This window comes from Candidatus Eisenbacteria bacterium, assembly GCA_018831195.1.
Classification (GTDB): Bacteria; Eisenbacteria; RBG-16-71-46; order CAIMUX01; family JAHJDP01; genus JAHJDP01.
This window is the reverse complement of record JAHJDP010000117.1, coordinates 51,751-72,631: the sequence shown is the minus strand read 5'-3', so window position 1 is coordinate 72,631 and position 20,881 is coordinate 51,751. Positions and strand designations below refer to the sequence as shown.

The 20,881-nt window shown below is 54.4% G+C and carries 13 protein-coding genes; 4 read left to right on the top strand and 9 right to left on the bottom strand.

Annotation, left to right across the window (positions count from 1 at the left end):
* Positions 1-66 precede the first annotated feature (66 nt).
* On the top strand, positions 67-3,246 hold the full coding sequence (locus KJ970_20125; GenBank protein MBU2693231.1) for a VCBS repeat-containing protein: 3,180 nt from the start codon (positions 67-69) through the stop codon (positions 3,244-3,246).
* 104 nt (positions 3,247-3,350) lie between these two features.
* Here KJ970_20125 and KJ970_20120 read toward each other — a convergent pair whose 3' ends face one another.
* Complete coding sequence (locus KJ970_20120) at positions 3,351-4,703, bottom strand: hypothetical protein (GenBank protein ID MBU2693230.1); 1,353 nt, start codon at positions 4,701-4,703, stop codon at positions 3,351-3,353.
* 225 nt (positions 4,704-4,928) lie between these two features.
* On the opposite strand from KJ970_20120, the gene KJ970_20115 reads away from it, so the two are divergent.
* Complete coding sequence (locus KJ970_20115; protein MBU2693229.1) at positions 4,929-8,201, top strand: PDZ domain-containing protein; 3,273 nt, start codon at positions 4,929-4,931, stop codon at positions 8,199-8,201.
* Positions 8,202-8,261: 60 nt separating this feature from the next.
* On the opposite strand, the gene KJ970_20110 is transcribed toward KJ970_20115, so the two are convergent.
* Both KJ970_20110 and KJ970_20105 read right to left on the bottom strand, forming a co-directional pair.
* Positions 8,262-9,113 carry an HDOD domain-containing protein gene (locus KJ970_20110; GenBank protein ID MBU2693228.1) on the bottom strand — a complete coding sequence of 284 codons (852 nt, stop codon included), beginning with the start codon at positions 9,111-9,113 and terminating at the stop codon, positions 8,262-8,264.
* 123 nt (positions 9,114-9,236) lie between these two features.
* On the bottom strand, positions 9,237-9,764 hold the full coding sequence (locus KJ970_20105) for a zf-TFIIB domain-containing protein (protein ID MBU2693227.1): 528 nt from the start codon (positions 9,762-9,764) through the stop codon (positions 9,237-9,239).
* 331 nt (positions 9,765-10,095) lie between these two features.
* On the opposite strand from KJ970_20105, the gene KJ970_20100 reads away from it, so the two are divergent.
* Positions 10,096-12,411, top strand: a complete 2,316-nt coding sequence (locus KJ970_20100; GenBank protein ID MBU2693226.1) for a S9 family peptidase — start codon at positions 10,096-10,098, stop codon at positions 12,409-12,411.
* Positions 12,412-12,495: 84 nt separating this feature from the next.
* Here KJ970_20100 and KJ970_20095 read toward each other — a convergent pair whose 3' ends face one another.
* Positions 12,496-14,262: an agmatine deiminase family protein gene (locus KJ970_20095; protein ID MBU2693225.1), complete on the bottom strand. Its 1,767-nt coding sequence runs from the start codon at positions 14,260-14,262 to the stop codon at positions 12,496-12,498.
* 700 nt (positions 14,263-14,962) lie between these two features.
* Between KJ970_20095 and KJ970_20090 the strand changes: the two genes are divergently transcribed.
* On the top strand, positions 14,963-16,018 hold the full coding sequence (locus KJ970_20090; protein ID MBU2693224.1) for an OprO/OprP family phosphate-selective porin: 1,056 nt from the start codon (positions 14,963-14,965) through the stop codon (positions 16,016-16,018).
* Positions 16,019-16,104: 86 nt separating this feature from the next.
* On the opposite strand, the gene moaA is transcribed toward KJ970_20090, so the two are convergent.
* Genes moaA through KJ970_20065 form a run of 5 tightly spaced genes read right to left on the bottom strand, consistent with a single transcriptional unit; the run spans position 16,105 to position 20,783 of the window.
* On the bottom strand, positions 16,105-17,064 hold the full coding sequence (moaA, locus tag KJ970_20085) for a GTP 3',8-cyclase MoaA (GenBank protein ID MBU2693223.1): 960 nt from the start codon (positions 17,062-17,064) through the stop codon (positions 16,105-16,107).
* Positions 17,061-18,281, bottom strand: coding sequence for a molybdopterin molybdotransferase MoeA (locus KJ970_20080; GenBank protein ID MBU2693222.1), 1,221 nt, complete (start codon positions 18,279-18,281; stop codon positions 17,061-17,063). The genes moaA and KJ970_20080 overlap by 4 nt, the downstream gene beginning before the upstream one ends.
* A 6-nt stretch (positions 18,282-18,287) precedes the next feature.
* Positions 18,288-19,265, bottom strand: a complete 978-nt coding sequence (locus tag KJ970_20075) for an ABC transporter ATP-binding protein (GenBank protein MBU2693221.1) — start codon at positions 19,263-19,265, stop codon at positions 18,288-18,290.
* A complete protein-coding gene (locus tag KJ970_20070) occupies positions 19,252-19,950 on the bottom strand; it encodes an ABC transporter permease (protein ID MBU2693220.1) in 699 nt (232 codons plus the stop codon). The genes KJ970_20075 and KJ970_20070 overlap by 14 nt, the downstream gene beginning before the upstream one ends.
* On the bottom strand, positions 19,947-20,783 hold the full coding sequence (locus KJ970_20065) for a substrate-binding domain-containing protein (protein ID MBU2693219.1): 837 nt from the start codon (positions 20,781-20,783) through the stop codon (positions 19,947-19,949). Before KJ970_20065 ends, KJ970_20070 begins: the two co-directional genes overlap by 4 nt.
* Positions 20,784-20,881 lie beyond the last annotated feature (98 nt).

The window sequence follows — 20,881 nt, the reverse complement described above, 5'->3', positions numbered from 1 at the left end:
TCGGGCCAGGACCTCCTCCGATTCTGCTTTCCCGAGGAGACTTCGTTGCAAAAAAGGAGAGGAGTCATGAAAACTTTGCCCAATGTTCTAATCGGAACCATATTCATCACGGCCCTTTGCGCATGCGTGGCCGTCGCAGACGGCTCAATGGATTGCACAAGCTTGAATTGTATAAATTTAAACGGCATCAATCTGGAAACCGTAAATCCTAATGATATAACTCCGCCTCCCCCTTATAGCTGCGAGAACGATCTTGTCGAAATTATGTTCAAGAAGGATGCGCGGGTCAGGCTGCGGGGTGGAACACCGGTTGATCTCAATGCGGCCAATGCACTGATCGGCATTGATCAAGTACTATCCCGGGTTTCCTGGTCTGAGTGGCGGAGGATTTGTGATGTTTCCGAGGAATTGATTGATGAACTCACCGCCCAAGGCGAAGCCGTATCAGGAAACGAACTCTATAATCCGAACAATATGTATCGTCTAAGAATAGGCTCGGGACCGGACATTTGGGAAATCTGCCGCGATCTTGAATCTTGTCCGGGTATCCATCGCGCGAGACCGGTTCCAAAACCGATGATCCTTCCCCTACCAGGGAATTATGAATCCTCCCAGGGTTATCTACGGCCCGCGACATCTGCGCCGGCAGGAATCAATGCCGATTGGGCATGGACGCAACCCGGAGGCGATGGAAGCGGGATTAATGTCTGCGATCTGGAGTACAGTTGGAATTTTTTACATAACGATCTCTTTAACAATTTCGGTGGAATCCTCAATCTCTACAGTTCCGATCCAATGAATGATGATAATCATGGCACGGCGGTTCTCGGCATTTTCGGTTCGGAAAATAATTCCTGGGGCACCAAAGGGATCGCATATGGCTCCAGCATAAAGGCCTGCGGCACTTTCTATGGAACCTATATGGGAGATCCAAACCCAACATGGAATGTCCCCGGCGCCATCGTCGCCGCTGCTTCAGCCAGCGGCATCTATCCCGGAGATGTGCTGTTGTTGGAACATCAGTGGGACCTGACGGGTGGTAACGGATTTGTGCCGATTGAGTTTTGGACCGATACCTACCCGAACCAAACCTACAATGGCGTTTACAGCTCGATTGAATGGGCTATCGCCGTCAAGGATGTTCACGTGATCGAATGCGCGGGGAACGGCGGTATCAACATGGATCTGCTGAACTGGTACGGAGATTCAGGCGCGATCATTGTCGGGGCCGGTGGCGCCTATGCCGGTGGGACTTATACAGAAGGCGACTTGCAGAGACTATCCTTCTCATCCTACGGCGCCCGCGTCGATTGCCAGGGATGGGGTGAGGACGTCGTCACAACCGGATATGGCTACCTCTATAATGCCGAGGGATCGAATTATTATTATACTAATAGTTTTAGCGGAACTTCCAGCGCCGCGCCGGTCGTCGCAGGCGCCGCGGCTTCCTGCGCTGGTTACTGGAAAGCTAATGTTTCCTCCCGATTCTCCATGCATCCGATATATCTCCGCCGCATTCTGAAAACAACGGGAACACCACAGGTGACACCACCCAGCGGGAATATCGGCCCCCGTCCTGATTTGGCCGGAGCCATCCCCCGTCTCAGCGAATGGAAGGATGTGACGGCATCCCCATTAAATGATACGCGGGGATTCGGCAATTGGGGTGATTACGACAATGACGGAGACGAAGATCTCTATGTCGCGAATTCCCCATATGTCAGCAACAAGCTCTTCCGCAATGACGGTGGGGGAGTCTTTACCGACGTGACCACCACCTTGCTGGGCGACATGCAGGGTTACGCCGGGGGCGCGGTATGGGGCGACTATGACAATGACGGCGATATTGATCTCTATATCGGGAACAATGGAAACAACAATAATATCCTGTTCCGAAACAACGGTGATGGCAGCTTCTCCGATGCAACAACCTGGCCGATAAACTGCGGTTTCTACGGTTATCGCCCCACCTGGGTCGACTATGACAATGACGGCAGGATCGATCTCTACGTCGCTTTCTCCGGACAGGCCAACAAGCTCTACCACAATGACGGCGGCGGCGCCTTCTCCGATGCCACCATTGGTCCCGAGGGCGACACGGGGAATACGGCTCACGCGGCATGGAGCGACTACGATAATGATGGGGACATGGATCTTTATCTGGTTGAGATGGGCGTCCCAAACAAGATGCTTCGTAATGACAACGGCGTCTTTACAGACATTACGACGCCCCCTCTGAGTTGTGTCGGCAGCCACCAGGCTTGCTGTGGTGACTACGACAATGACGGTGATCAGGATATCTACCTGGTCGATGGAAATTACGGTGTTCCCAACATACTGCTGCGCAATGACGGCAACTTCGCCTTTACCGATATCACCGCGGCCCCTCTCGATGACACCGACCATTGCAGCATGGCGACCTGTGTTGATGTAGAGAATGACGGCGATCTCGATATCTACCTTATCAACAACCAGGAGCGGAGCCGCATCTATCTCAATGACGGTTCGGGAAACTTCGTCGAGGACACACATGGGTTGTTCATGTGGGAGGACTATACAACCACTAATGCCTGGGCTGACTATGACAATGACGGCGATCTCGACACCTATTTCGGCGTCACTTTCCCAGCAAACAGCAACACGCTGGCTCAGAACAACAGCGCCGGAGGCCGCCACTACTTACAAGTAAAATTGGCCGGCGCTGCATCGAACGCCTGCGGTATCGGCGCGCGGGTCAGAATTGTCACGGGTCGCGGCATCCAGGTTCGAGAAATCAAGGCCGATCGTCTCCAACAATCATTAATCGCCCATTTCGGTCTGGGTTCAGAGACCCTCGTCACGTCATTACAGGTCTTCTGGCCGGGAGGCACGGTTCAGGAAAGTCTGATGGTCGCCGCCGATCAGCAAATCACGATACTCGAAAAGGTCTCTTCCGGGGCCGGCGAATCCGTGCAGCCGCTCTCAACAAAGCTCTATCCGAATGCGCCGAATCCCTTCCGGGCGACAACACCGACTTTGATCCGCTACGACCTGCGGCAGAGCGCGCCGGTCAGCCTGATGATTTATGATTTGGCCGGGCGGCGCGTGAAGAGTCTGTTGAGTGGGATCGAGCAGGCGCCGGGGAGTCATCCCATCCATTGGGATGGACGGGATGATTACGGACATCAGGTTGCTCCAGGTGTCTATTTCTATCGCCTGAATGCCGGGGCTTATCGTGAGAGCCGGCGGATGCTGCTGATGAGATAGCGGGATCGAGTTCGGAGATCGCTTTCAATTTGTAGCAGGAGCCTGGCGGTTCTCTCGGCCGCCAGGCTCCGGCTGAAGGATCTGCTCTAGGTTCACACGAATAATTACGGCATAAAATCCACAAAAGTCGTGTCGCCCACCGCGTCGACGAGGCACAGCTGGTAGTCTGTTCCAATCGTCAAAGGGATCGGCGCCGCTCCCGCCAGCGGGTAGAGCTGCTGTGCATTGTCCGGCACCCTTCCATAAACCACCGCCGGATGAAATCCCCCGATGGTTCCGATGATCGTCCACCGGACATTCCCTATCGAAAGACCGGCCTGGCGGATGATCATTCCATACATCGCATTGGCGGGTGTCCAATTAATTTCAGGATGGGTACCCTGGCTCACCGTGACGTGGATAACCTCATTCAAGTGGAGCTCGGCATACTCTTCGACGCCGAGAGCCGAGGCGACAATGTGAACCTCCCCCGCCGTCGTACCGGCGGTGACCGTCGCCGAGGCCTCCCCGTCTGTTGTTGTTACGGTTTGGGGCGTCACACCGGCGTACCCTTCCGGCGTCACGGAGAAGGTGACCGTCGTTCCATTCGGACAATCGACGCCGAAATCATCCTGAATCGTCACAAAGACCTGCGTTGTGCTTGTCCCATCGGCATCCATTGTCCACTGATCCAGATAGGCGGTAATCCACCAATTGGTTTCACCCGGATCGGCCCCCTGCGTCAGGATGGCCGCATCCCCGGGAAGAACGATGCCGATCCCGCTTCCCACCGATGCCAGCTCTCCTGTGAAGGGCCAGGCTAATTCACCGAGATCGACGGTTATGAGCAGCTCTTCATATGAATCCCACTCCCCCGTCTTGTCCGCATTGATTGTATAATGAGTCGTTGATCCGGCCAGTTCCTCTTCGAGGAGCATGACGTCCTCATCACCGTCCGAGCCGCTCACACCGACATAGACATGTCCGGGGACATCACCATCGTATTCCCACACCAGATCTATCGCCTCTCCGGGTGTGAATCCCCTGTCATCTCCAGGAGCAGTAATTGTGACCCATGTATAATCCGGCGCCGTAAAACTGCATTGCGCCGATTTTCCATTCACAGAGACATTGGCGGTGTAAAGTGTTCCCGGGTCATAACCCCAATCGAATTTGGCGAAAACCGCCTCATCATCAGTGCTGGCCAAGCTGACCAAGGGAATCTCCGTCTGATTGACCGTGAACGCGCAATCCCTCGCCGATGGATCAGAGGGATCAAGCCGGAGAACCGTACCGGTAAAACTCCCGCTTTCGGTCAACGCCGCCTGGAAGGAGGCAAGTATCAGATACCCTTCAAAGGGATCATCGTCCCCAGGGTTTCCCCCGCTGTTCGTCGAATTGTCGCTGCCGCACCCCTGAAGTGCGACCACGAGGCACAGCAAACCAAAAAATAGTGTTCCCCTTCTTTTCGATGGCATACAGATCCTCCCTTTACCCTCTCAGGTGTTGATATTCAATATTTCATTCCCTTTATCGGCAAGGCGGCGGGTGACCTGGAGAATCAATGTTGTCCGGGAACTCTTTGAAATAAAGTCAGTTAGCCGGTACCATGCCGGCAACATCCGGGGGCATTGATCCGTATATTGTAAAGAAGCTAAGCTCAGCGGTATCTTATTCCATCCCTAATATAGAAAGGGTCGATTATGCGTTGGTCCCTATCCATTGCCCTTCTTTTCCTTCTCCCCTCGGCACTTCTCGCGGCGCCGAAGGAAGGATACTACCGCTATCCCGCGATTCATGGCGGAAGTGTGATCTTCGTCGCGGAAGGAGATCTTTGGAGAATCGACATCGCTGGTGGAGCGGCGCAACGCCTGACGACCCACCCGGAATCGGAATACTATCCTTCGATTTCCCCCTCGGGAGAGCTCGTCGCCTTTTCCGCCTCCTACGAAGGACCGAGGGAAATATATACAATCCCCATGGAGGGAGGACTTCCCACCCGGCTGACCTATGATGGACAAGAGGGACGTGTGGTGGGCTGGACCCCCGCTGGCGGCATCCTTTATGCGACAATGAGCTTTTCAACACTCCCCAGCACACAACTCGCCACCCTGGATCCGGAATCGGGGATCATCAAACTCATTCCTTTGGCTCAGGCCGCGGAGGGCACCTACGATCCGGAGAGCTCGACCCTTTTCTTCACCCGTTTCGCCGCACAGGGAAGCCACACAAAAAGGTATCGAGGCGGCACAGCGCAAAACATCTGGAAATATGGCGGCGGCAATGAAGAGGCGGTCCCCCTGACATCGGATGACACGAGCACCAGCCGGAACCCCATGTGGTGGGATCACCGTGTCTATTTCATCAGCGATCGAGATGGGACCATGAATATATGGTCGATGAATGCTGAAGGCGCCGATCTCCGGCAGCACACCATGTATGAGGGATGGGATGTCAAGGACCCCGATCTCTCAGAGGGGAACATCGTCTATCAGCTCGGCGCCGATCTCTATCTCTACTCGGTTGTTTCCGGCGAAAGCAGAAAGATCCCCATCACGCTCGTCTCTGATTTTGATCAAACCCGGATCCGTTGGGTCGAGAAACCGATCGATTATCTCACGGCGGCGCAGCCCTCTTTCAACGGGGACCGGTTGGCTCTCACAGCCAGGGGGCAGGTCTTTGTCACACCGGCTAAAACAGGCCGTTTTGTTGAGGTCACAAGAAAACCGGGGGTCCGCTATCGCCAGGCTCAATTCCTTCCTGATGGCAAATCCCTTGTCGCTCTCTCCGATGAAAGCGGCGAAGTGGAATGGTGGCGGCTGCCCGCCGACGGCATCGGTGATCCTGAGCCATTGACGGATAATGGATCCGTTCTCCGGCTGGCCGGTTTCCCTTCGCCGGACGGACGGTGGCTCCTCTATACCGATCAAGATCAAAAACTCTGGCTATTGGAGATCGACAACGGAAAATCGGAGCAGGTCGCCTACTCGCCCCAGTGGTGGTTCGATGATCCGCACTGGTCGCCCGACAGCCGGTATTTTCTATATGGAATGAAAGCATCCAACACTTTTTCCCGGGTTTATCTCTATGGCATCGAGGAGCACGAATCGGTTCCCATCACCAGTGACCGCTATGAATCAACATGCGGGCGGTGGGATCCGCAGGGCGAATGGATTTACTTCCTATCAGAGCGGCATTTTAGATCACGCGTCGGGGGTCCCTGGGGCCGGCGGCAACCGGAACCGTATTTTGAAAATATGAATAAGCTCTATATGATCCCCCTCAAAGCGGGAACCCGCAGCCCGTTCCAGCCGGATGATGAATTGCACAAGGATGAGACGGATGAGAAGAAACCGGACGGGGATGGCAAGGATGTGGATGATACAAACTCCGGGGAGAGCGAGAAAACCAAAAAGATATCCATTGACCTGGAGGGAATTCAACAACGACTGATGGAGATCCCTGTTTCACCGGGCAATTATAATAGTCTTTCCGTAACCAAAGACCGGCTGCTATGGATTTCCACTGAAACACCGCAGGGCGGGCGGCAGGACCTCATGATGATGAAAATCGAAAGCGATGATTCTAAAGCGAAGGTTCTGGTTGATGATATAAGAAGTTATGAGTTGACCGGCGACGGCGGGAAGCTCCTCATCCGCAAAGGGGAATCATTCTATTTCATCGATGCCTCATCCAGCGCACCCGCCTCACTCGATGACGCCGCCGTGAATCTCTCCGATTGGACATTCGCTTTCGATCCCCGTGAAGAATGGCGTCAGATGTTTGTCGATTCATGGAGGTTGGAACGCGATTATTTCTATGATTCGGAGATGCACGGTGTCGACTGGGAAGGCGTGCTGGCGAAGTATCTCCCCCTGGTGGATCGCGTCACGAACCGCTCCGAACTGAGCGATCTTCAATCCCAGATGGCCGGGGAACTTTCAGCCCTTCATGTTTATATTTACGGCGGTGACCATCGCGAAGGCAGCGATGAGATCATTCCAGCTTCCTTGGGGGCGCGATTGGTTCGCGATGAAAGCAGGGGCGGATTCCGCATCGAGAAAATCTATCGAACCGATCCTGATCGCCCTGATGAGTTGTCCCCGCTGGCACGACCGGGTATCGATTTGAGTGAAGGGGATATCATCACCGACATCAATGGTGTCCCGGCACTCAGCGTCACCTCTCCCGGCAATCTTCTGCGACATCAATCGGGGAAGCAGGTCCGCTTGCGGGTTCAGCCGATGAAGGGTGGCGATCTTAGAGATATCATCGTGACGCCGATCACCCAAGGAGAGGATAATGACCTCCGATACAATGAATGGGAATATACACGGCGGCTGCGCGTGGAAGAGCAGGGAAAGGGTGAGATCGGATATCTGCATCTACGGGAGATGAGCCGATCCAGCATCGCGGAATGGCAGCGGGAATTCTATCCCGTGTACAATCGCCAAGGACTGATCATCGATGTCCGGCACAACGGGGGCGGTAATATCGATAGTTGGATTCTTGAAAAACTGATGCGCCGGGCTTGGATGTACTGGTCCGACCGGGTCGGCGACACCTATTGGAATATGCATTATGCTTTCCGCGGGCATATGGTCGTCTTGGTCGATGAGTGGACCGCCTCCGACGGCGAAGCTTTTGCTGAAGGTTTCCGGAGATTGGGTCTTGGAAAGGTACTCGGCACAAGAACCTGGGGCGGTGAGATATGGCTCTCATCAAGCAACGTGCTGGTCGACAAGGGCATCGTGACGGCGCCTGAATCAGGTGTTTATGGACCGGAGGGTGAGTGGCTCATTGAGGGACACGGCGTTGATCCAGACATTATCATCGACAACCTGCCCCACGCGACCTATCTGGGATATGACGCGCAGCTCGAGGCCGCGATAAAACATTTGCAGGATCTTATACAAAATGATCCGCGACCTGTGCCGCCGCCGCCGGCCAGGCCGAACAAATCATTTCACCGATAAAGAAGGCTCTGTGGGCAAGGCGCATCCCAGCTGGATCCGGATAAAAATTGAAGGCACCGATCAGTATCGTTCGGGCATATCCTTGCGTTTTTGCGCCACTAATTCGCAGACCGACTTCAAAGATTCTTCCGTCATGCCAAGAAACTCCCGGCTGACATGAACCTCTGCGGGCCAAAAATCTTCAGGCGGCTCTTCGAGATCAATATACTTCGCAATCCAGTTCGCGAGATGTACTGAATAACAGGTCGGCTTTGTCTCTTCGTTATAATCTTCTTCAGGAGTGTGATGATATGAGATGCCCTTGACAATACTCTCCGGAAGTTCCCAATTTTGAGCAATCAGACCGCCCAGCTCGCCATGGTGAACCTCGAGAAGCTCTCTCTCAGCCTGCATCCGGGTTAAGCAGCCTTCCCGCATGGCGCGATCAAGATAGGATTGAATGTCGGGTGTAAGAAATCCGGCGACAACCAATTTTCCGATATCATGCAATAGGGCGGCGGTGAAGGCCGCGGGTGAGATCGTCGCTTTACAAAATTTCCCCATCGTTTCTGCCGCCAGCGCCGCCGTCACCGAGTGAAGCCACAAATCCCCCTGCGAAAGACCGTACTGAGGCAATGCCCTGCTGAGAGATCCCTTGACAGCCGTTCCCATGGCAATCGAAAGAACCATCCCCTTGCCCAATCGCAGGACGGCGGCTCTCACATTTGTGATTTCCATGATCGATGCGCTGAAAGCCGAGTTCGCGACTTTCAGCAACCGAAGCGTCAAGGCTTGGTCAAACGACACGACATCTACGATTTCACGAATATCCGAATCGTCATCCGCCACCAGTGTGGCAAGACGCGTCAAACTCGACGGAAGGGGCTCCAGCCGATTGGCCGTTTCGATCAATGTATCAATGTGTATCATCATCCGCCCTCATGCGAGCTAAGGCATTCCCATCGAATCCATCGACCGGTCCCCTGCGGATGTTTAGCCGGTTCTGGCGCGGCATCGTCAGGCCCAAACCCCGCAACATGTTGCCTTTCATACTCCTTAGAAGGCCCCCCAAGATTGCTTTCCCGGGATATATTGGCTGGGGCAGAGGAAGCGCAGGGCCTTGGCAAACCGGCGCGCTTTCGCTTTTTTCTCATGGCTTTCCGCCTTGATGTTCTCAAGATCCCCGCCAAAGAGCTCTTCAAAGTATTGATCGGCGGCCTGTCTCCTCTCGGTTTCCGTCCGATAGAGCTCCCGAATCATCCCCAGCTCTCCAGCATCCAACCAAATTCCAGCGCAGCCGCCACATTCATCAATAGTGACTCGGCGCTTCACACTCATAAAATGCTGTATCATGATGACATCGTCGCAAATCGGGCAGTGCCGTTTGCGTTCTAACTCAATCCGTACCCCTTCTCTTCGCGGAATATCCAATAGGGCTTCCCCGGCCGACTCGTGTTCTTCATCAACTTTGTCCAATTCAAACCGATCAAACCAAATCCCTCCACATCCGCCATCACAGACATCCACGGTTATCTCTCCGGTCGCTATCGGTCTGAGATCCAAGCCACAAGCAGGACATTTCATTTTTGCAATCTCCTCCATTTGAGAAGGGCCGGTCATTCGCCGACTCAATGATTTGAGGGGGCAAAACCCCTTCTTCAAGGATCGGCAGGAGGCACCGGCTCCTCTATCCTCTATAGCCCTTGGATTTCAGGAAGAGGAAGGTTCCATCCCCACCGGATGACCTGGCCATCTAACTTATTATACGAAAGGAGGTAAGGGATTTCGTCATGGGACCAAGCACCCAAGGGGCCAGCGAAAGAGGACGATTCGCGAAGACTTTCCAATGAGACATCCTTGCCGGAACCGCTTTCCAACCTTAGGCTGTGTGGGACCCGGACAGGAGGAGGTCATTATGATTCAAGGCACCCACGAGGAACGGCGGACTTTCTGGCAGGCGAGACGGCCCGGAGAGCTTTGTATTCCTCATTTCCACAGGCCCCATGATCTCATCGCCCTTTTCTTCGCGCCCATTTTCCTCCTTTTGGTCCTTGTGGTGCCCATGAAGGGCGGGGCCCTGCCCCCCCCCGGCATCCCAGATCCAGAGGGTTTAACAAACCCATCACTCCTCACCCCTTATCATCTCATCTGCATGGATCGCGTGGGTTCCCCATCCGTCGATCTTGGTGGAACCCGCGTTCTCTATCCCGTCACCCGGTACCACCCGGAAGAGTCGGCACGTAAAACACAAATATGGTTGCTCGATCTCGAGACCGGCACCACACGCCAGATGACATTCGGATCTTCCGCCACATCCCCATGTTGGTCTTCTGAAGGCGATACATTCTATTTCCTTCGCGACAGCCAGGTTTGGAGGCTTTCGCTCCAAGGAGGGGAAGCCGAGCCGGTCACAAGTATTCCCGGCGGGATCGACGGTTTCTTGTTAAATCCAAGCACGGATCACCCGCAACGATGGAGCATCGCTTTCAGCCGGCGCGTCGATCCCCTGTGTCCCCCTTGTGATTGGGGTTGCAGCCATGAGTCCGTAACAAAATGGGAGGCGCGTCCCGGGCTCGTGAGTGAGCAATTTCCACTGCGCCATTGGTCAAGTTGGCGGGACTCGCTTCGAAGCCATGTCTTTATCGGGGACCCGACGACGGATCATTGGACCGATCTAACCCCGGGATTCCCCGATTGCCCGCCGATAGCTCTTGCGGAAGGCCTCTCCTATAGCGTGTCGCCGGATGGGGAATGGATGGTCGTCATCCGGAATATGGACGGACATGAAGCCCTCAGCACCAACAATGATCTTTTCCTGCTGAATCTGCGGAAAGCCGAAAGACTTGCCCGGCGGCGACAATCAACCTGGGATGCCGCGGATCTTCTCACCCGCGGTCTGAGCGAGGGCGGCGGCAATGATGATCACCCGACCTTCTCGCCGGGGGGCCGATGGGTCGCCTACACATCGATGGCGCGCCCGGGGTATGAATCGGATCTGCGGCGGATCGTCTTGCACGATCTTGAATCGGGTGAGGATCAATGTCTTTCCTGCGATCTTGACCGCTCCGCCGGCGGCCTAACTTGGAGTCTTGACGGTCGGTACCTCTACTTCACTGCGTATGACAAAGAGGCGGCGGCGCTTTATCGTATCAGGGTCAAAGACGGCCGGCTGGAGAGGTTGCTTCGCGCCGGTTCCATCAGCGATCTCGCCCCACTACCCGACGGAAGGCTCCTGTTGACCCTCTCCTCATCACGAATGCCCAGTGAGGTTTTTCTCTGCGATCCAGAAAAGCTGAAGGAGAACCCGGAACGTTGGGAGGATGATCTCGCTGTTTGCGTCGATGGGCGTTATGGATCCCCCTTCCCCGAGATGGCGCCGATAAAGACAACGTCACTGCTTCAACAAATCACCTTTCACAATTACGATAAACTGCAATATCTGGAGATGACTCCGCCGGAACATTTCCATTTTAAAGGCGCTTTATCGGATACGATCCACGGATTTATCGTGATGCCTCCGGACGCGTCACTGCGGCAGCCCGGGGCCATCCCATTGGTGCTCGTCTTTCATGGAGGACCTCAATGGGCTTATCACGATTTCTGGCTGGGGAGTTATAACTTCCAAATGATCGCCGCGCAGGGTTATGCCGTGGCGACAATAAATTTCCATGGAAGCGCCGGATTCGGCATCGATTTCCAGGATGCCATCCGCGGCCATTGGGGTGATATTCCCGGGCAGGACATCCGGCTGGGGCTGGATTATATTCTTGAACATTATGGCAATATTGATCCCTACCGGATCGCCGCGATCGGCCGGTCCTACGGCGGGTATATCGTCAACTGGCTCAATGGCCAAACCGATAGGTTCTCTTGTTTTGTTTCCCACTCCGGCTCTTTCGACGAGACGGCGGGTTGGGGGACGACCGACGAGTTATGGTTTCCCGAGTGGGAATTTTCCGGGCCGCCATGGGTTCAGCCGGAAACGTACAGGGCCAACTCGTCTTCCAGCTTCGCTCACCGGATGCGGACACCGACTTTGATCATCCACGGCCAGCGCGATTACCGGGTTGATTTGAGTGACGGCCTTCAAACCTATTCGACCCTCAAGAGGCAGGGCATTGATGCCAGATTTTTAACATTCCCGGATGAAGGGCATCATATCCTCCATCCGAAATCGTGGTTGCTCATGTGGGATGAAATCTTTGGATGGCTGGATCGCTATCTTCGATAGGCAGGCTCCCTGCCGGGCGCACGCACCAAAAAAAGGTGCGTGGATTTTGTGATCCACGCACCCTAACAATATGACACTGGATTTTTACTTGATCAAAACACCACGAGCCGTCTCCATCCGATCCTCTGTCTGAAGCCGGAAGAAATAGACCCCCGCGGGCGCCATCTGCCCATTGGCTGTCGCTCCATCCCAGCTGATGACGTGTTCACCCAGCGGCATGTCGCGATGGATAAGGTTCCGCACCAATCTCCCATCGGCGGTGTAGACACCCAGGGTAACCGATCCGGCTCGATTCAGATCGAATCGCAGGCTTGTTTCCGGATGAAAGGGATTCGGCGCAAGCCGGGTCACGGCCATTACCGGCGCCCCATCGGGAATTCCAGAGGAAGGTTCAATCGTAAAGGTATAATAACCGCCGGGGGCGACCCAAGGTCGTGTCGAGATCCGTCCCGAGTAGTCTTCGGCGGAGATATAATATTCCACGACGGAATAGATCGGCTGTTCCGGAATCGTCGTCTCGAAGGAATCGGGCGCCGCCATCGCCGTCAGGGACGCCGTCGTCCAGGCGCCCTCGCCTTGGAGACGCCAGTAGACAACCTGTTCACCGGTGACAAGCCCCGTTTCGCTGCGGTCATCGATGAGGGCGACGACATTGTACCCCCCCGCGCCATAGGTTTGCTCCTGCAGCGGATTGTGGTCCACATAGAGCATCCCGTCATCCATGATCCCTTTCCCACGGCAATGGATGGCGTCATCTGAATACCAACTCCCGTCGTACCCCAAGACGGTATACCCCGGCATCGCCGCTTCATAGGTCGCGATCGCATCGTCGTCATACTGGGAGCCGAACATCGGGACATAGACCCTGTCTTCCAGGATGAGAGAGTTGGTATAGGCGCAGACGGAACTTCCGCTATACGTAGGGCAGTAAATACGAACAACGTTGTAGGGCCTGCCATAGCAGTTCGTCAACGTGGCGAGATAAGCCGCGTTGGCTTCACACTCAGGATAATCGCCATGAGTCGGTGGAACTTCCTTCACCATGATCGTCTCTTCGTTCAGTAATTTCGCCCAACAATCTATATGATGGATGCCCGTCGATGCGACGTCCGGCACAACGTTGTAGGTGTGAATCCCCAGATACTCTTCCATAATGCCGTCGATCTGGCTATGTGACAGACCCGTATTCTCATTCCAGACCAGATCTGTAGAGAATGAAATCCCATGGCCGTCGGTCATGTAATTACCGCCGGTATGATGAAGATCGTGACCATAGACTTCAATGCCCCAGATCGGACCCAGTTGCCAATTCACCGCGTCATCGTTGGGGCGCGGCCGGTTGTAGATATGATCGACGACGGCCCGGTCGCCATTTCCATCGAAAACAAACCATGGGCCATAATCCCTTGTCCAAATGGAGTCTGTGTTTATGATCAGAAACTCGACATTGGCCATATTGACGCCGTTGGCGGTAAAACTGCTGACCGCGGAGCTGTAGGAGCCCGAGGAAACCAGGCAGTAGACGGTAAAGTGGTCGGCGAAGTCACTGATCAGATCATACGGCAGTCCAAGGGGATAGCGGATGAGGACTCCCTCCAGGGGTTCCCACTCAGCGCAGTTGCGCGGTGTTTGAGGCGGCGGGTCGGTGGAACGGTGCCCAATGCCAATCTCATCGATTCGCCCCAGCTCCTCATCCGTCATATAAATCGGCAGGGAATGGGCCTCATCTGTTGGCTGATATCTGCCATCGCCGGCCATGGCAGGGGACGCGAGTAGGGATATTATTCCAAGGAACAGGATTATAAGACTGAATAGCGGCCCCTGCCTCTGTTGTTTTCCGCTCTGCTGCATCTGCAAATCCCCCTTATGGTTACGAAATTGACTTGCTTAGGGCATCCCTCTTATTCTACCACGAATCGGCGTTTTTTTCAAACGTCGATGCTTGGGGATCAGGGATCTATCCTGCCTAGCAACAATCCCCATAATAGGATACCGGCACTGAACCCATGAGAATTATTAGTAATTCTAATCTTAAATCACCGTCGATTTATTTTGATTTCTTGAATCGCCTCTGTATACTCCGCCCCGAGTCGTGTCCGGAGGATTCGACTCCTCTAAACAGCACGGGGGAATCAAGTTCCCTGGAGATGCCGGGCAGATCCGGGCAAAATGGAGTCCTCATTCTTGACTTGGCTCCGGGGTTGCCTATCGTCTCTGTTAGTTGAGCCGTGGGTTTTGGTTGCGGCTGGGCGCCCGAGGAAACGTTGGATTTCCTCTGTGAGAGGGCTGTTGAGATTGAATGAGTCGATCTCGGTCAGAAGTAGAATCCTTGGGCTGGTGTTGACAGATGGTTTCTGAGCATGGAGTGCGCTGACAGGACAGGGGTTTGAACCGCTTCATCGCCTTGTCGGCTGCCAAGCTTACTACCGTGCTTTGAAGCTGAGCCCTAATTCCTCCATGCGCTTTTGCCAACCGTCGGTATCGGTTGGTGGGGTTGGCGTGAGGGAGGGATGGGACGTTTAGTTTCAAAAACGGAGGAGGAACATAGGACATGAGAAAACTCATCTGCTTGGTTATGGGTGGGATACTGCTTTCCTTGTTGGCCGTGGGCCCCGCCTTTGCCGAGATGGAAGCAATCAAGGTTGGGAAAGGCTCCCTGAAGGTAGGGGGTGTTCTCCAGGCCGGTTTTACCTACAACATGGAAGATGAGGATGTAATGAAGATATCCAACTCTTTCACGTTGAACCGGGTACGGTTTCTCTTCTGGGGAGACATTGTACCTGAGAAGGTTAAGTATTTCGTCCAAACCGAGGGGAAAGGTGGCACGGGTGTCCTCGATTACAAAGCCCGTTTTTTCTATATTCCACAAACCGAAATCTGTATCGGTCGCTTTGTCCCTAACTTCACCTGGTACCAGCCTCAATCAACCGGAAAGTTGGAGTTCATAAACTATCCGTGGACGACCACGATGTATGCGCAATGGCGGCAGACAGGTATCATGTCCACCACCACCACCGAATATGTCGATTTTAATCTCGGTATCTTCAATGGTGGAGACATCCCCAACAACGTTACAGACAACAACGACGCGAAGGACTTCCTTCTCCGGGCTGATTTCAAGGTTCCTGTCGAGGCGGCCACGGTTCGGATCGGCGGTTTCGGCTGGCTCGGAAACGCCTTGCCGACCGACGTAGCAGCCAACCCGGATGAAGAAACCTACTCAATGAACTCTTTCGGCGGCTTCGCCGTGGCGGACTACAAGATGGACAACGACATGGTCCTCAAGTTCCGCGGCGAGTTTGTGACCGGCACCTGCGAGTACTCCACCGACGGCACCTTTGACAACATCGACGAGACGACATCCCAAGCGATGTTCGTCCAGGGTTCGGTCATGCCGATGCCGAAGTGGGAGTTCCTGGCCCGTTTCGAAACCTATGACCCGAATACCGATATGGATGATGATAAGGTAACCGCCATCACCGGTGGCGTGAACTATTATCTCGAAGGCATCAACTCGATGTTCTATCTCAACTACATTCACATTGGTGAAGAAACCACTGATGTTGATAACGATCGGGTGCAGTTGCAGGCTCAGATCCTCTTTTAAGATCTGACCGCAGGATCAAAGAATCCCCGCATCGGAAGTTCCGGTGCGGGGATTTTTATAGGACATGCTGCCCCATTATCCTGGGTCTAACCGCCTATCTGCGACATGGGATGAAGTTGATGCTCGGGGCACTTCTCTTTTAAATCGTTAGACATAAGGTCCCGGATGGCGACCGCCAAGTCATCCCCGCGGAAAATAGGGCGAATATAGGGCATGAGATCGTATTTGGTATATCCCTTGAGGCACGGAACGAGTTTCCCATCGCCGCGCAGGCGAATCCGGTTACACTTTGTACAAAAAGGGCGGCTCACGGGTGAAATAAAACCGCAAGGAACCTGTCCCTCGCCGACTCTGTAGCGAACAGCGGGACCATGGGAGGCCTCATTGTCCTCAAGTTTCGTCAATGAGACCTTCTTTTCAATGGCCCTCTTAACCTCATCATTAGAGATATAGCTGGCATTCATTTCCGAACGAAACGGCATGAGTTCAATGAAGCGGACCTCTATATTCTTCTCGATTCCGAAGGCGATAAAATCGGCCGCCTCATCCAGGGTTTCCTTTAGAGCAACAACATTGAGCTTAATCGGCTGGAATCCAGCTTTGATCGCCGCCTCAATCCCGCGAAGGACTTTGGGCAGGCCGTCCGTTCGCGTGATTTGTTGAAATCGGTCACGGCGCAGTGTATCAAGGCTGATATTGAGCCGTGTCACACCCACATCATGGATATCACCCGCCAGATCCTCGAGCAGATAACCGTTGGTCGTGAGCGCAACATCTTCCAGATCAGGGATACAGCGGATCTCGCGCAGGAAATCGATCACCCCCCGGCGGATAAGGGGCTCGCCCCCGGTGATCCGGACCTTTCGAATTCCGAACCGCTCAACCATGAGCTGAGTTACCGCGATCAGTTCTTCCCGGCGCAGGATCTGATCGTGCGAAAGCTTCTCTACCCCGCCCTCCGGCATGCAGTAGACGCAACGGAAATTGCAAAGATCCGTCAAGGAGATCCGAAGGTAATCGATGTGTCGGCCCTGCGCGTCTTTCATTGATGTCCCAATCTGCAGAATGGAATCCTGTCACCGACCTCCAGCGAACCTGCATCCGGTGGAATGATGCCGATGGCATCCGCTCCGGCAATGGAAAAGATATCCGCCGATCCATTGGTCCGCATCGGTGTGATATAAAACTCCCCCGATCTCCATTCGCTCACACAGGGGATGAGATGGGTTTTGCCGGATTTCTTTGAAACCGCACCAGTCAATACTCCATGATAGCAGATGGAATCCGGTTTGGGATGATGCTGAAAGTGACGGAGCACGGGTGCGACATAGAGCTCGAAGGCAAAAAAGGTTGCAATGGGATTCCCCGGAAGCCCAAAAACCGCGGTGTGATCTTTCATCCCGAAGAGCGTCGGGTGACCCGGCTGCACCTGAAGGCGGCGAAAGTAGATCTCGACTCCCATATGAGAGAGGATGCCGGGCACGAGATCATAGCGGCCGCGAGAAACACCCCCCGATAACAGCAAGAAGTCGGACTCCAATCCCTGCCCGATCTTATTTTGAAGATCATCTTCATCATCCAACGCAATACCGAGATATTGGGGAACGGCCCCGGTCCCGGCGATCTGCGCGCCGATCGCATAGGCATTGGAGTTCCGAATTTTCCCCGCAGGCAGAGGTTCTCCCGGCTCCACAAGCTCATTGCCGGTGCCCATATATGCCACCACGGGCGGAGCCCAGATTTTGACACTCCGCCGGCCGACGGCGGCCAGGATGGCGATCTCCTGCGCCCCCAGAAGATGCCCCTCCGGGAGAACCTGTTGCCCTCGTCTGAGATCTTCGCCTTTGGGTGAGATGTGCTGCCCCAGGAATGGAATCGACTGGAAGAGAACCGAGGCGCCGTCCGCCTCCCGATCCTCTCCCTCCTCGAACGCTTGCTCGAAGGGTATCACGGTATCGGCGGAATCCGGCACGGGCGCTCCTGTCATAATCCGAACGCACTCCCCCGGCGCCAATCGATACCCCGCCCTATCTCCAGCGGCAATGGTCCCGGCAATGACGAGCCGCCCGCCTTCCACGACATCCGCTCTCCGGAAGGCATAGCCATCCATCATGGCGCGGTTGAAGTCCGGCATGTCGATATCCGATTCAATCTCTTCCGCGAGGATAAAGCCCGCGGTCTGCGTTATATCCTTTTCAATCCGGTTCAAACCCTGAACAGAGTTCTCAAAAATAATGCGCAGGGCGTCACGAAAGGTGGTCATTTTACCTCACATAAAGTTTACGGCGGTGGATTTGAATGAGACAAAAACCTTGCTGTGAAGATTCAGCTCCATCTTCTCGTACGATGCGCGGCTGATGATGGCCGTGATTTTCTCCCCCGTCTCGATCTCTAGCCAAACCACATTCTCGTCCGCATGGATTGATTCTATGCGGCCGGGAAACCCGTTCTGCATACTGGATCGCAACGGCTCCCGGGATATAACAATCGCATGGGGATCGATTGCCGCCACGACATGGGGTCCTGGAGCGGGTCGCAGCATCGGTATTTCCAGCCCACCGCGGCTGATGAAAGTGCTCCCCTCACATCTCCCCACGAGGATATTCGCCGGCAGCTCCTTCGATATGCGGCCGCCTTTGAGGGTTAGGATTCGATCAGATAGGCTCATGGCCAATCTGAGATCATGTGTTGTAAAAAGGAGCGTGGCCTCGCAGCGCCGCAGAAGCTCTTCTACAATCTCCTGCGAGCCCCCATCCAAATGCGCCATGGGCTCATCAAGCAGGATGATCTCGGGATTCGCAATCAGAACCCGCCCAAGGGCCAGCCGCTTCTGTTCTCCTCCGGATAAACTCCGTGCCGGTTCCTTCAGATGTGAAGACAAACCGATCCATTCCGCCATTTTTTCAACCTTGGAATGGATCTCCTTACGGTTCAGCCGGCGGACTTTGAGACTGTAGGATAGATTATCGGACACACTATTGTTAAAGATCCAAGGCTGTTGTTTGAGAAACCCCATTCTGCTTCGATCAGGAGACTTCCCATTCAATTCCCGGCCTTGATAACTGAACCGGGTGCAGGATTCGGGTCTTTCGAGAAAGGCGAGGATTCTCAACAAGGTCGTTTTTCCGGATCCGTTGCGGCCCACAAAGGAGAGTTTCTCTCCGGCCGCGAGAGAGAATTCATCAATATCCAATTGAAACCGTCCCGGGTACTGAAATCGAAGCCCTTGTATGTTATACAGTTCCACGCTGCCTCCCCCCGATTTGAATTCCAAGATTAATGAGGAGAACAATGAAGAGCAGCAGGATCCCGAGCGCCACCGCCTGTGGGAAATTCCCTTGATTCGTCTCGAGTGATATGGCGGTGGTCATCGTCCGTGTATAACCCCGGATGTTGCCCCCCAGGATAAGTGATACGCCGATCTCCGAGGCGACCCGGCCGAAACCGGTCATGAGTGCGGTGAGTATTCCCAATCGGGCCTCCACCAGCGTCTTAAGAAAGGCGTCCACCGGGGAGGCCCCGAGGAGTCGCGCTTCTTCGTGGATCGTCCCGATACAGCTCTGGAGCACACTGTGAACCAGGGCGATGATAAGAGGGACCACCAAAAGAACCTGCCCGATAATGATGGCGGCGGGTGTAAAGAGGAGATGCAGCCGTCCCAAGGGTCCTTGGTTTGCGAGAAAGGCGTAGACAAATAGAGCCACCACGACTGTTGGAAAGGCGAGTGCGGTCTTTAAAGTGGCCAGAACAAGGTGCTTGCCGTGGAATTCGTGCCGCGCCAATAAAAATCCAAGCGGTAGCGACAATATCGAAGCAATGGCTGTTGATGCAAAGGAAACCTTGACGGTTGTGACGAGGGCGGACAACAGGTCGGCATCCAGTTGAATGATCCTCTGCAAAGCCTCTCCGACACCGCTGAAAAGAAAATTCATTGAGCGTACTTTCCCTCTGCATCCGGGTAGAATAATTGCTTCCCATTGGCTCGAAATGCCGCGATTCTCTCCTGCCCGGCCGCCGAGACCAGCCAGTCGGCAAAGGTTTTTGCCTCAGCATAATTTCCATCCGGCCGCAAATTACGTTTAACAATCATAATTGTATAGGGGTTATAAAGGAGAGGATCGCCCTCATAGAGGATTTGAATCGCCAAATCGTCGAAGCGGGAAAGGTAAGTCCCCCGGTCCGAAAGGACATAGGCCTTTGTTTCGCTGGCCAGCAACAGGCAGCCCCCCATCCCCTGACCCGCTTCGGTATACCAGGATCCGGACGGCGTGATGCCCAATAAATCCCAGCAGGCACGCTCTTTCATGTGTGTGCCCGAGTTGTCACCCCGGGAGATAAATGGAGCCCTCTTCTCGGCGATGCTTCTCATCGCATCCTGAAAAGAACTGCATTTTGAAATGCCGGCCGGATCCTCCGGCGGGCCGAGGAGAACATAGTCATTGTACATTACAGGAATACGCTTTTCCCCGTACCCGGCCGAGATGAACTCCTTTTCAGCCGGAGCGGCGTGGACCAGAACAACATCGACGTCGCCTTTCTCTCCCAGTTTCAGTGCGGCGCCTGTTCCCACCGCGACAAAGTCGACGCGGATTCCTGTCGATTCGGTGAAAGCATTGATCAAATGATCAAGGAGCCCGCTGTGCGCCGTGGAGGTCGTCGTGGCCAATAGGACACGCCGTTCAGACGCCGAATCTTTCCCACACCCAACCAAGACGCCGCAGTATATGAGAAGCGTTGTAAGTAATAACAGCTTGCGGAATAGCATCTTAACCTCGTCGTGAATTCATAGTACCAGAATCATGTAACTATGCCAATGTTGACACAAATCTAATCCTGACTCACTCTTCAGGTCAAGCTCCCGCG

Excerpts from the sequence above, each read along its gene's own strand:
- KJ970_20125 (MBU2693231.1), top strand. The coding sequence starts at position 67 with ATGAAAACTTTGCCCAATGTTCTAATCGGAACCATATTCATCACGGCC.
- KJ970_20120 (MBU2693230.1), bottom strand. The coding sequence starts at position 4,703 with ATGCCATCGAAAAGAAGGGGAACACTATTTTTTGGTTTGCTGTGCCTC.
- KJ970_20115 (MBU2693229.1), top strand. The coding sequence starts at position 4,929 with ATGCGTTGGTCCCTATCCATTGCCCTTCTTTTCCTTCTCCCCTCGGCA.
- KJ970_20110 (MBU2693228.1), bottom strand. The coding sequence starts at position 9,113 with ATGATGATACACATTGATACATTGATCGAAACGGCCAATCGGCTGGAG.
- KJ970_20105 (MBU2693227.1), bottom strand. The coding sequence starts at position 9,764 with ATGAAATGTCCTGCTTGTGGCTTGGATCTCAGACCGATAGCGACCGGA.
- KJ970_20100 (MBU2693226.1), top strand. The coding sequence starts at position 10,096 with ATGATTCAAGGCACCCACGAGGAACGGCGGACTTTCTGGCAGGCGAGA.
- KJ970_20095 (MBU2693225.1), bottom strand. The coding sequence starts at position 14,262 with ATGCAGCAGAGCGGAAAACAACAGAGGCAGGGGCCGCTATTCAGTCTT.
- KJ970_20090 (MBU2693224.1), top strand. The coding sequence starts at position 14,963 with ATGAGAAAACTCATCTGCTTGGTTATGGGTGGGATACTGCTTTCCTTG.
- moaA (MBU2693223.1), bottom strand. The coding sequence starts at position 17,064 with ATGAAAGACGCGCAGGGCCGACACATCGATTACCTTCGGATCTCCTTG.
- KJ970_20080 (MBU2693222.1), bottom strand. The coding sequence starts at position 18,281 with ATGACCACCTTTCGTGACGCCCTGCGCATTATTTTTGAGAACTCTGTT.
- KJ970_20070 (MBU2693220.1), bottom strand. The coding sequence starts at position 19,950 with ATGAATTTTCTTTTCAGCGGTGTCGGAGAGGCTTTGCAGAGGATCATT.
- KJ970_20065 (MBU2693219.1), bottom strand. The coding sequence starts at position 20,783 with ATGCTATTCCGCAAGCTGTTATTACTTACAACGCTTCTCATATACTGC.